Source organism: Moraxella sp. (genome assembly GCF_024227015.1).
GTDB lineage: Bacteria > Pseudomonadota > Gammaproteobacteria > Pseudomonadales > Moraxellaceae > Moraxella.
In genome coordinates, this window is sequence record NZ_JAAELD010000220.1 from 1 (window position 1) to 10,703 (window position 10,703).

General features: G+C 47.6%; 12 protein-coding genes, 1 tRNA gene, 1 other RNA gene and 1 riboswitch. Of the genes, 3 read left to right on the forward strand and 11 right to left on the reverse strand.

Annotated features, from left to right (window positions below; all coding sequences use genetic code 11):
- Positions 1-3: 3 nt before the first annotated feature.
- From GY683_RS05080 to nfsA, 8 genes are all read right to left on the reverse strand, one after another.
- Positions 4-80: transfer RNA gene (locus GY683_RS05080), tRNA-Met, on the reverse strand.
- 77 nt (positions 81-157) lie between these two features.
- An RNA gene (gene rnpB / locus GY683_RS05085) (RNase P RNA component class A) lies at positions 158-497 on the reverse strand.
- Positions 498-565: 68 nt separating this feature from the next.
- Positions 566-811: a YfhL family 4Fe-4S dicluster ferredoxin gene (locus tag GY683_RS05090; RefSeq protein ID WP_046695903.1), complete on the reverse strand. Its 246-nt coding sequence runs from the start codon at positions 809-811 to the stop codon at positions 566-568.
- The gene (coaD, locus tag GY683_RS05095) at positions 812-1,306 is read right to left on the reverse strand and encodes a pantetheine-phosphate adenylyltransferase (RefSeq protein ID WP_297287723.1); all 495 of its coding nucleotides are present in this window, start codon (positions 1,304-1,306) and stop codon (positions 812-814) included. It abuts the gene before it with no gap.
- 142 nt (positions 1,307-1,448) lie between these two features.
- Complete coding sequence (locus GY683_RS05100) at positions 1,449-2,432, reverse strand: ABC transporter substrate-binding protein (protein WP_297287714.1); 984 nt, start codon at positions 2,430-2,432, stop codon at positions 1,449-1,451.
- Positions 2,433-2,462: 30 nt separating this feature from the next.
- Complete coding sequence (locus tag GY683_RS05105; protein WP_297287724.1) at positions 2,463-3,206, reverse strand: ABC transporter permease; 744 nt, start codon at positions 3,204-3,206, stop codon at positions 2,463-2,465.
- A complete protein-coding gene (locus tag GY683_RS05110; RefSeq protein WP_297287715.1) occupies positions 3,206-3,919 on the reverse strand; it encodes an ABC transporter ATP-binding protein in 714 nt (237 codons plus the stop codon). The genes GY683_RS05105 and GY683_RS05110 overlap by 1 nt, the downstream gene beginning before the upstream one ends.
- A 31-nt stretch (positions 3,920-3,950) precedes the next feature.
- A riboswitch (TPP riboswitch) is annotated at positions 3,951-4,046 on the reverse strand.
- A gap of 84 nt (positions 4,047-4,130) precedes the next feature.
- Entirely contained in the window at positions 4,131-4,913 is a 783-nt protein-coding gene (gene nfsA, locus GY683_RS05115) for an oxygen-insensitive NADPH nitroreductase (protein WP_297287716.1), read from the reverse strand.
- A gap of 177 nt (positions 4,914-5,090) precedes the next feature.
- Here nfsA and smpB point away from each other — a divergent pair, with 177 nt between their 5' ends.
- The gene (gene smpB / locus GY683_RS05120; RefSeq protein ID WP_297287717.1) at positions 5,091-5,558 is read left to right on the forward strand and encodes an SsrA-binding protein SmpB; all 468 of its coding nucleotides are present in this window, start codon (positions 5,091-5,093) and stop codon (positions 5,556-5,558) included.
- 49 nt (positions 5,559-5,607) lie between these two features.
- Here the strand turns inward: smpB and rarD are convergent, their stop codons facing one another.
- Positions 5,608-6,588: an EamA family transporter RarD gene (rarD, locus tag GY683_RS05125; RefSeq protein ID WP_297287718.1), complete on the reverse strand. Its 981-nt coding sequence runs from the start codon at positions 6,586-6,588 to the stop codon at positions 5,608-5,610.
- A 147-nt stretch (positions 6,589-6,735) separates the two neighbouring features.
- Between rarD and GY683_RS05130 the strand changes: the two genes are divergently transcribed.
- Both GY683_RS05130 and GY683_RS05135 read left to right on the forward strand, forming a co-directional pair.
- Positions 6,736-7,203: an Lrp/AsnC family transcriptional regulator gene (locus GY683_RS05130; protein ID WP_297287719.1), complete on the forward strand. Its 468-nt coding sequence runs from the start codon at positions 6,736-6,738 to the stop codon at positions 7,201-7,203.
- 24 nt (positions 7,204-7,227) lie between these two features.
- Entirely contained in the window at positions 7,228-7,803 is a 576-nt protein-coding gene (locus GY683_RS05135) for a hypothetical protein (RefSeq protein WP_297287720.1), read from the forward strand.
- A 64-nt stretch (positions 7,804-7,867) separates the two neighbouring features.
- Here GY683_RS05135 and GY683_RS05140 read toward each other — a convergent pair whose 3' ends face one another.
- Together GY683_RS05140 and ligA are read right to left on the reverse strand one after the other, a co-directional pair.
- Positions 7,868-8,770, reverse strand: a complete 903-nt coding sequence (locus GY683_RS05140) for a DMT family transporter (protein ID WP_297287721.1) — start codon at positions 8,768-8,770, stop codon at positions 7,868-7,870.
- Between the two features lie 88 nt (positions 8,771-8,858).
- On the reverse strand, positions 8,859-10,703 hold a 1,845-nt coding region (gene ligA, locus GY683_RS05145; RefSeq protein ID WP_297287722.1), incomplete at its 5' end, for an NAD-dependent DNA ligase LigA.

Below are 10,703 nucleotides of genomic sequence, written 5' to 3' on the forward strand. Positions count from 1 at the left end.
CATTGGTGGCGATGAAGAGTCTTTAACTCTTGACCTCACGATTATGAGGCGTTCGCTCTAACTAGCTGAGCTACATCGCCGTTACAGGCTGCGAATTATACAGATCACTTCATCTGCTGTCAATGACATTTTTCAATAATTTTGTAATTTTTTAAAATATTATGGCAAACCGATAAGCCGGGTTCTGTCGTGGACAATCATTCATCTAGGCGCATCATCGCTGATACGCTCAAGCAACCTACCCGTGTCCCAAGCGGGCAACTCGTTGGACACCTATTTGGTCTTGCTACACGTGGAGTTTACCATGCCATGAACTGTTACCAGTCATGCGGTGGGCTCTTACCCCACCCTTTCACCCTTACCTATATAATAGGCGGTCTGCTCTCTGTTGCACTGGTCGTAGGCTCTCGCCCCCTAGCCGTTAGCTAGCACGTCGCCCTATGTAGCCCGGACTTTCCTCCCTCCAAAGTTTGGACGGCGATTGTCTGGTCTGCCAAGATGGCTATTATATCATAATTTTCTTGGCTTAATATACAATCTTTGATTGCTTTATAAATTATCCGTATTATCCAGTAATTCGATGAAATTTCGCCAAAAGCTCTTCTTCGCTCTCGGCATGATTTGGGTCTTTTGGAATACAATCTACAGGACAGATATCAACACACTGCGGCGTATCGTAATGACCCACGCATTCTGTGCATAGATTCGGGTCGATCACATAGATGTCATCGCCTGCGCTGATGGCTTCATTGGGACATACAGGCTCACAGACATCGCAGTTGATGCATTCTTCGGTAATGATTAGCGCCATTTACTTCACCGCAAACTTATTGGCAAAGCCTGTCAGTACACACGGCGGAACGAATTTTGATACATCGCCGCCAAGTCGCGCCACTTCACGCACCAACGTAGATGACACAAAGGAATATTCTTGGGATGGTGTCAAAAATACCGCCTCAAAATTCTCATCCAAGCTTCGATTCATGTTGGCAAGCCCAAATTCATACTCAAAATCCGACACCGCGCGCAGACCACGGATGACCGCTTGGGTATTTTGCTCTCTGGCAAAATCCACCAAAAGCCCCTCAAACCCAACCACCGCCACACGTGGATCACCTTTAAACACCGATTCAACCATCGCCACACGCTCATCGAAACTAAACAGTGGCTTCTTATGATGGGCGAAAGCAACGGCAATGATCACCTCATCGAACAGTCTCAATGTACGCTTAACAAGATCGATGTGTCCGTTGGTGATGGGGTCGAATGTCCCAGGGTATAGGGCTTTTTTGGGGGTGTGTGAGATCATTGGCTTTTTAAATCTGTCTAAAATAACTGAATATGCTATCAAATTTTACTAATTTTTTAAACCTGTTTGTGACTTTAGAGTAGTCTTGCTGACCTCAATATAAAAACGCACCCATTCTTGGATGCGTTTATGATTAGATTTAAGGCAGTTCGATGGCGTATTCGCTAACACTGGGCAGTTTTTTGGTTAGGTTTTGGGCGTACATAAAATCTGCCATGGCTTTATAGCGGTTTACATCCAACGCTTTTGGATTATCTGGCAGATGCGGCAAGGTGTCTGCCCACGCCAGCTTGTTAAGTTCATTATCAAGCTCTTTTGGCTTATAAGCCACGAATGACTGCCATGCTTGATCAGGATTTTGTTTGATAAAGTCTGTCGCCTGAGTGATGGCATTCATAAATTTAACCAATTTTTCGTCTTGAACAGCACTCTTGTTCGCCACAAAAATCAGCTCATCATAGGCAGGCACGCCATGATCTTCTGGGTAGAACGCCACGCCTTCGTGTTTTTCGATGTGTAATTGATTGAGCTCAAAATTACGAAACGCGCCAACCACGCCATCTGCCTGACCGCTAAGCAAAGAAGGCGACAGTGACCAGTTTACATTCACCATTTGCACGTCTTTGTCGGTTAAATTGGCTGATTGTAGCATGGTCTTTAATAACAGCTCTTCAAACCCGCTCACCGAATAGCCGATTTTTTTGCCTTTTAGATCTTCTAGCTTGGTGATGTTGCTGTCTTTTAGAACGACCAAGCTGTTCAGCGGCGTATTAATCACCGTGCCAATGCGCACAAGTGGCAAGCCTTGGGCGATGCTTTGTTGTAGCTGCGGCTGATAATCTACCGCGATGTCCGCTTGGTTTGAGGCGACCAGTTTTGGTGGCATGGATGGATCGGCAGGTTCTGTTATCTCAACATCGAGCCCCTGTTCATCAAAATAGCCCTGCTGCTTGGCGATGATGATGGCAGCGTGATTCGGGTTCACGAACCAATCTAGCAGCAATGTTAGCTTCTGAACGTCTTGCGCATTGTCTTTAGCATTTTGTTCTTTTGGCGTGCAAGCCAACAAAATCAGCGCGGCAGTGGCGATAAGCGCACCTTTGATAAATTTCGATAAAGTCATAAATTCTCCTTTTTATGGTTGGTTCTGTGATTAACGTACATGAGACGCCCAAGGGATTAGGCGTTTTAATAAATAATCGCCCAAAAAATACAGACTAAGCGCGATAATAACGAGTACAAATAATGCCACAAACATCAAATCAACCTGCATTCTGGCATTGGCATGCAACATAAGATAACCCAAGCCGTGCGATGAGCCGACCCATTCACCGACCACCGCTCCGATCGGTGCGATCGAGATGGCGATGCGAAGCCCTGATGCTAAGGCGGGTAGCGCGGCGGGTAGTTTGACCTTTAATAGCATCTGCAAGGGTGAAATGCGATAAGTTCGAGCGATGTCAAGCCACGCATTCTGAGTCTGACGCAGCCCATCAAAACACGCTGCCGTGACAGGAAAATAAATAATCATCACCGTCATGACAATCTTCGAGGCAATCCCATATCCAAACCAAAGCACAAGCAGTGGCGCAATGGCAAACACAGGAATCGCCTGCGAGATGATCAGTACAGGTAGCAGCACTGAGGACAATCTGCTTGACGCACTTAATATCAATGCTGATGCCACGCCCAAGGTCGCACCGATGCCAAGCCCAAGCAAAATCTCAATCAAGGTAATTCTGGCGTGCTCCCAAATAAGCTCGTGATGCACTAAGAATGATTCATAGACCGCCAAAGGACTTGGTAGAATATAATGAGGCAACTGACCAAACGACACGACCGCCTGCCAAATTAATAACAAAACCAAGGCAATCAAAGGTATCTTCAGCCATCGCATCACACATCTCCCCCAAGCTCAGCAAGCAGCCGCGCATGCAGCTCACCAAATGCGCTATGAGTGAGCGCCCTGATGGGTCTATCATCTGGCGTGATTTTTAGGGAGATGGTGGCAGGCTGATGTTTTAGGACATAAATGTCATCACTAAGACGAAGTGCCTCTTGGGGGTCGTGAGTGATGAGTAGGACGGTTTTGTCTTGTAGTAATTCATACGCCAAAGCCTGCAACTCATGGCGTGTCACGGCATCTAATGCAGAAAACGGTTCATCCATCAGCACCAGATCAGCATCCATCATGAGCGTGCGCGCCAATGCAACGCGCTGTCTTTGACCGCCTGAGAGCTCGTGGACTTTTTTATGGATGTGGTCACCCATCTTTACTTGGGTGAGTAGTTGCAGTGCTTTGGCGTGTGTCTTGGGGGATTTGCGGCCTGATAGGTGCGCGTGGAGCTGTACATTATCGATGATTGATAGCCAAGGGTACAGCGCATCGTGCTGAGCCATGTAGGCGATATTGACATCGCCTAAGAAGCTGACTTTTCCCTGATGGCCCTTCTCTAGTCCTGCGATGATGCGCAGCAAGGTGGATTTGCCCACACCCGAGCCGCCCAATAGGCTGCTAAAGCGACCTTTGGGCAACTGAAAATTAAAATCATGAAAAATCTGCTGCTCGCCAAATCTTAGCGACAGACCGTCTATGCTAACGTGGTGCATACACCCTCTAGCATGACAGCATAAATGATGGGATGGGCATGGTTTAGTTTCCTACGACAGTATTAACTGAGTCAGGTTCACGGGTATCATCTCAGCCATCACAAGGACAGCACCCCGACTAAAAAATTCAAAAAATTATAACGTATTCACGTCAATATTGTAAAGCCTTTCGCGCCTACAACATATCACGAAAGGCTTAATACACCAAAGGTTAGCGCTTGGCGAAGCCTTGTTTTTGTAGGTATTCCAACATGAATGGACGCACTTCACCGCCGAAGGTTTGGGCGATTTGCGCGCGCCAGTCTAAATCAAGCTTGCGCCCTTGGTAGTATTCACGCACCTGTTCATTGTACGCATTTAGGGCAGCTTCATCAGCTTCTTGGTAAGTATCGGTAGAGACAAGCACATCTAACGGCAGACGTGGGCGCTGTGATTGGTTGATCTTAGATTCCCAATCAGGATGACCTAGGCACAGACCAAATAATGGCACGACATGCTTAGGGCAACCTAGGATCTCGCCTGCTCGCTCGATGTCATTGCGAAGAGAGCCGATAAATACGCCGCCCAAGCCAAGACTTTCAGCCGCAGCCAGTACGTTCTGCGCCATGAGTGCAGCATCGATCGCACCGATTAATGTCACTTCTGTCCAGTCAGTCTGCACATCCGCTAGCTGATTGTGGCGCTTAGCATCCATACAAAAGATCAAATACTCAGCACAAGACTCCACATAGCCATGACCCAAACGCTCACCATTGGCAAGCGCCTCATTATAATCCGCCTCGCTCATGTTGCATGAGATCTGACGCAGCTGGGTACGCTTAGCAGCACCAACCACGCGAATGATGCTCGTCGCCTGCAAAAAGCTGGACGTCGATACCGCACGCCCTGCTTCCAAGATTGCCTGTAGCATCTCATCGGAGATCGGCTCGCCTGTGTATTTACGCACAGAGCGGTGGTTCAATAAAGTCTCAATGGTAGGAGCACTATTTAGCATGGTTATTCCTTGTGTAGATAATATGGATAAATCATGTTCATGGTATCAATTATCGCCTTTAAAGGCAAATCGATTTCGCAAAAATTGACAATTAGGCAAATTAACAGATGCGCTACTTTATCGGCTGTCATAATTTGTTATAATACCAAGCATTATATAAAAATAGGACAACGAATCATGGCAAAAAAACCAAGCAATCAAATCTGCGCCAACAAAAAAGCACGCCACGAATATTTTATCGAAGAGACCTTTGAAGCTGGGCTTGCCTTGGAAGGCTGGGAAGTCAAATCAATTCGCGCAGGTAAAATGGCGATCACTGATGCTTATGTTATTTTTAAAAATGGTGAAGCGTTCTTGTTCGGTGCGCACATTCAGCCGCTTTTGACCAGCTCAACGCACATCAATCCAGACAACATCCGCACGCGTAAATTACTGCTTAATCGCCGCGAGATTGATAAATTATTCGGTATGGTCAATCAAAAAGGCTATGCGGTCGTGCCGTTATCTTGTTATTGGAAAGCCTCGCGCGTCAAATGTGAAATCGCCCTAGCCAAAGGTAAAAAGCTCCACGACAAGCGTGCCACCTTAAAAGAACGCGATTGGCAAATGGATAAAAAACGCGGCTTTAAGGCGGATTTGCGATAATTTCTATCTTCAAAAATAAAAAGGTCAATGTGATATTGACCTTTTTATTTTAGTGGCTTGATACCGATTCGCCTTTATTCTTACGATACGAGACGACACCTTGCAAAACCAAGCACAAAATCCCCGCCCAAATCAGCCCATAACTACCCAACATGTCCATCGTAAATGTTCCGCCAAGCACCGTCACCGCGAGCAAGAACAACAAGGCAGGCTCAATATACCCCATCAAGCCGAACAGACTGACAGGCAGCAGGCGATTCGCCTCTAGGTGCGACTGCAGCGCAAGAATACTCACCACGCCAAGGCCAATGACTTTAAGAAGCAGCCAACCATCCGTTAGCACCGTCTTGACTGTATCCATGTCAGTCATGACAAGCCAAATCAAGCACACGGGCGCGATGATGAGCGCATCGATGAACAGACCTGTCACGGCGCGCACCTTCTGAATGCGGCGCATGATATAGTAAATCGGATAAGTACCGCACACCCAAAACGTCGCCCAGCTAAGCTCGCCTGTGCGCACGATCTCCGCTGCCACGCCTACCCCCGCCAAGGCAACCGCAAGCCACTGCACTTTACTAAGCTTTTCTTTAAATAGCACGCAGCCGAACAACACCATCGTCAATGGGAAAAGAAAATAACCCATCGCTGTCTGTACGCCTTGACCGTTCAATGGTGCCCACATAAAGAGCCACAACTGACTGGCAAAAATCGGCGTCGGCAGCAATAACCAAAACCAAGACTTTAGACCCTTGATGGCTTTTAGATCGCTGATAATGGCTCTTGACTGCCCGCTAACCACCAAAAACACCAACAAACAGCCCAAGATCATCACCATGCGCCACAAAAACACGCTCGTGCCGGTCAAAGGCGACAGCCATTTGCCATACGTGTACAGCAGCCCAAATAATAAGTTAGCAAGTACGACAAGCGCAATTCCCCACATGAATTGACGGCGCTCTTTAGCCTTAGCGGTGTCTTGTGGCGTGATCAACACGCTAGGATTGGTTACAGAAATGTTCGCATTCATGATATTTGTCTATTCAAATAATTTTTAGGTATTTTAAATAAAAATCATGAGAATAAAGGGCGATAAAAGCCATTTATTTAGTTTTATTTTGCATATAATATATTTATTTGATAAAATTTCTCATAATTATTCAATTCATGCAATCTAATGACTCACGCACTTGATGACACCGATAAAATCATCCTAAACCTCCTACAAGATGATGCGACACTCCCACTAAAGAGCATCGCCGAACGAGCGGGCATCTCTACCGCCACAGCACAGCGACGCATCAGCACACTCATCGATCAAAAAATCATCGCCAAGCAAGTCGCCATCATCGACCCTACCAAGGTCGGCTACACACTCACAGTGCTAGTGATGATCAAGATGGCAACGTCGAGCGTGTCCATGCAGCAGCGGTTTGAGCGGGTCATGGCATCCGAGCCACAGGTGATGATGTGTTATGAGATCTCAGGTGATTATGACTTTGTTTTGATGGTGAACAGCCAAAACATGCAGGACTATCACGCTTTTACACGCCGCCTATTGACCAGTGAAAATAACGTCAATCACTTTAACAGCCAATTTGTGATGAATTTTATTAAATCTGGCACCAAAATTACGCTAAAATAGGCAATTATTTTTAGAAGGTTACTCATGAAATTATCCATCCTAACGCTTGCCCTGTCCGCCTGCCTGCTTATCGGCTGCTCTAAGCCTGCCGAGCCTGCCAAATCAATCGACAACGCAGACGCTGCTGATAATATCGAATCGCACAACCCACACAGCATTGAAGCACTCACCGACACTCTACAAGCTGATGGTGTCGATATTAACAGTCTTGAGGTTCAGCCAATCATCACTGTCGATGGTAAAATCCAGATCAACTGGGAGCTCATCGACACCAACACCCCAAAGGCCGACACCAACAGCTATCAATACCCCATCGCCATTGACAGTCAAGCGGTGCAAAACTACGCCAAAGCTTACAACATCAGCGACCAACAAGCTCAGCACAGCATCGTCGTTAGCATGGCAGCACCCGAAGCGCTGGGCAAAATTCTCGACCAGCTAGAAGACGGCTATAAAGGCCATGAGCTCACCGATGGCGCCGACATGAAGCTCATCATTCACACCAAGGATAATGTCGTCGCTGACGAACACGAATACGTCTTTGCGGACAAGTTTGGAGAAGGCTTGGTATTGCCAATCGAGATCCGACCTGCCAAATAAGGCAACTAAATAAAAAAGGATTGAACATGACATTCAATCCTTTTTTATTTGAGCTAAGCAATAATCAGTTTTTTGCCTTTAATGAACCTAGATAAATGGCAAACATCACTAAGAACGCACCGCCCCATTGTAGTCCGCTGATCGCCTTATGCAGCCAAAAATAATCAATCAGTAGTGCCGCAACAGGTTCTGATAACAAGAGCAGACCTGTCAGCGATAAGGCAAGTTTTGGGATAGAATAAGCAATAAGCCCCCACGCCATGCACTGCATGACCGCGCCATAGACGAATACCCAGCCCCATTCACTCATGGTGGTAGGCATGATCTGCCCCCAATTCCACAAGAGCATCATCGGCAGCATCGTCAGCGCACCGCCTGCACCCACAATGGTCATCATCGGCAAGATCGGCACACGAACGACTTCATGGGTACGCCGAATATAAGCCATGGAGATTGCCAAGAACGCCCCCGAGGCAATCCCAGAGACAAACCCCCACAGTGCAGCGTCATTGTGCGCGAACTCAGGGCTGGCGATGAGTGCCACGCCAGCCGATGCCATCACAAGGCTCAAAAGCTGCATCTTGGTCTGACGCTCACCAAGCCACAAAAATGCAATGAACGCCAAAAAGAAAATCTGCAAGCTATTTAATAAAGTAGAAATGCCCGGCCCGACCGCATAAATACTCTCATGCCACAGCGCCAGATCAAACCCAAGTGCAGCCCCCGATATCAGCGCAAATCCAATGGCTTTTTTGTTGGTGGGGAAATGCTGGCCAAAAATCTTCGCAAGCGCCAAAAAAATCCCTGTCGATATGAGCAGCCGCCAAAACGCCATGGCATACGCACCGACTGTCTCAATGTGTGCGACGATCAAGCTACCCAGTCCGAATAAGATACAACCAACCAACAACCCAAACATGGAGAACAAGTCGCTCTTGCTCTTTGGCTGTACATTACTTATCGTCATGGATATTCCTTAATCTATTACTTAATTTTGGCTTTGGTAGTTTATCATGAGCACAAGTAAAGTCAATCATTAGGCTGTCATAGGACAATTAAGCTCGTCCGTTCTCTGCCAATAGCGCCATAAATGCCGGCTCGTCCATCACTTGTACGCCTAAGCTTTGGGCTTTATCAAGCTTAGAGCCTGCCTTTTCGCCTGCCAATAGCATGCTGGTTTTGGCAGACACCGATCCTGAGACTTTCGCGCCCAATGCTTGTAGATGCGCCTTGGCTTCATCTCGCCCCATCGCCAAGAGCGTGCCAGTCACCACCCACGTCTGTCCATCTAATGGTGCATCGCCTGTATTTTTTGTCACGGCATCCCAATGAATACCAGCATCGATCAAGCCGTCGATGACTTCATTATTATGCTCACTTTGGAAGAATTCCACGATATTGACCGCTGTGATGTCACCGATATCTGGCACATGTAGCAGCTGCTCGGCACTTGCTTGTCTTAATCCATCAAAGCTCTCAAAATGCTCCGCCAAATTCTGCGCGGTGGTCTCTCCCACCCCACGGATACCCAGCGCAAATATAAATCTTGGTAGAGTTGTGTTTTTGGACTTTTCGATGGCGGACAGCATATTGGCAACAGATTTTTCGCCGAGACCCTCCAAGGTCATCAGATGTTCTTGATGGTCTTTTAAGGTATAAATGTCAGCAACTGTCTTGATCAGATTCACCTCAAAAAACTTAATCAGCCATTGCCCGCCCAAGCCATCAATGTCCATCGCACGGCGCGACACAAAGTGAATCAGTGCCTCCTTGGACTGCGCGGGACAATATAGCCCACCCGTGCAGCGTGCCAATGCCTCACCTTCGGGTAAGGACACATGAGAATCGCACACAGGACAAGTCTTCGGCAGTGTGATCGAGCTGACATTCTCATCGCGCAGCTCCATCATTACCCCTGAGACTTTCGGGATAACATCGCCAGCACGATGGATGCTCACCATGTCACCAACCATAACGCCAAGGCGCTGAATCTCACCAAAATTATGCAGCGTCACATTGCTGACCGTCACACCGCCAACATTGACAGGCTCCAATTTACCCACAGGGGTCAGCTGTCCTGTACGCCCCACTTGCCATTCTACCGCCAAAAGACGCGTGATGGCATTCTGGGCGGCAAATTTATAAGCCGTCGCCCATCGCGGTTCGCGGCTCAAAAATCCCAAATCATTCTGCAGTGCCAACGAGTTCACCTTAATCACCACCCCATCAATCTCGAAGGGCAACTGATCACGTGTATTGACGATGTCGTCATAGAATTCTTGCACGCCTTTAGGGGTAGCTGCGGTACCAAAAGGCGCAGTCTCAAATCCCAAATTACGCAGATATTCCAATGCACCACTTTGGGTCGTGATGTGGCTTGGCAAGCCCTGATTCACCGAATACCCAAAAAACGCCAAAGGTCGCGATGCTGCAATGGCAGGATTAAGCTGGCGCAGACTGCCCGCAGCGGCATTTCTAGGATTGGCAAAAGTCTTCTCACCGCGCAGTTCGCTGTCTTTATTTAGCTTCATAAAGCCCGCTTTTGGCATGAGTACCTCGCCGCGCACTTCCAATAAGTCAATATCATCACACTCCGGCAGCACCAACGGTAAGTTACGGATGGTTCTGACATTATGCGTAATATCCTCGCCCACGCGACCATCACCACGCGTGATGGCTTGAGTGAATACGCCATTCACGTATTTTAAGGACACCGCCAGACCGTCCAGCTTAAGCTCCATTTCAAATTCTGGCTGCTTATTTTTATCGTCAAGGCGGTCATTGATACGACGAACGAAACTTAAGAGCTCTTCTTCGTCGAACACATTTCCCAAGGACAGCATCGCCAAATCATGCGCCACTTGATTAAAAGCAGGTAGCGGCTCACCGCCCACGATGTC

What these genes read in the sequence shown, in the direction of transcription:
- GY683_RS05105 (WP_297287724.1), bottom strand. Translation starts at nt 3,206, where the DNA reads ATGCGATGGCTGAAGATACCTTTGATTGCCTTGGTTTTGTTATTAATT.
- smpB (WP_297287717.1), top strand. Translation starts at nt 5,091, where the DNA reads ATGGCAAAAAAACCAAGCAATCAAATCTGCGCCAACAAAAAAGCACGC.
- GY683_RS05090 (WP_046695903.1), bottom strand. Translation starts at nt 811, where the DNA reads ATGGCGCTAATCATTACCGAAGAATGCATCAACTGCGATGTCTGTGAG.
- GY683_RS05110 (WP_297287715.1), bottom strand. Translation starts at nt 3,919, where the DNA reads ATGCACCACGTTAGCATAGACGGTCTGTCGCTAAGATTTGGCGAGCAG.
- nfsA (WP_297287716.1), bottom strand. Translation starts at nt 4,913, where the DNA reads ATGCTAAATAGTGCTCCTACCATTGAGACTTTATTGAACCACCGCTCT.
- GY683_RS05140 (WP_297287721.1), bottom strand. Translation starts at nt 8,770, where the DNA reads ATGACGATAAGTAATGTACAGCCAAAGAGCAAGAGCGACTTGTTCTCC.
- GY683_RS05135 (WP_297287720.1), top strand. Translation starts at nt 7,228, where the DNA reads ATGAAATTATCCATCCTAACGCTTGCCCTGTCCGCCTGCCTGCTTATC.
- GY683_RS05100 (WP_297287714.1), bottom strand. Translation starts at nt 2,432, where the DNA reads ATGACTTTATCGAAATTTATCAAAGGTGCGCTTATCGCCACTGCCGCG.
- GY683_RS05130 (WP_297287719.1), top strand. Translation starts at nt 6,736, where the DNA reads ATGACTCACGCACTTGATGACACCGATAAAATCATCCTAAACCTCCTA.
- rarD (WP_297287718.1), bottom strand. Translation starts at nt 6,588, where the DNA reads ATGAATGCGAACATTTCTGTAACCAATCCTAGCGTGTTGATCACGCCA.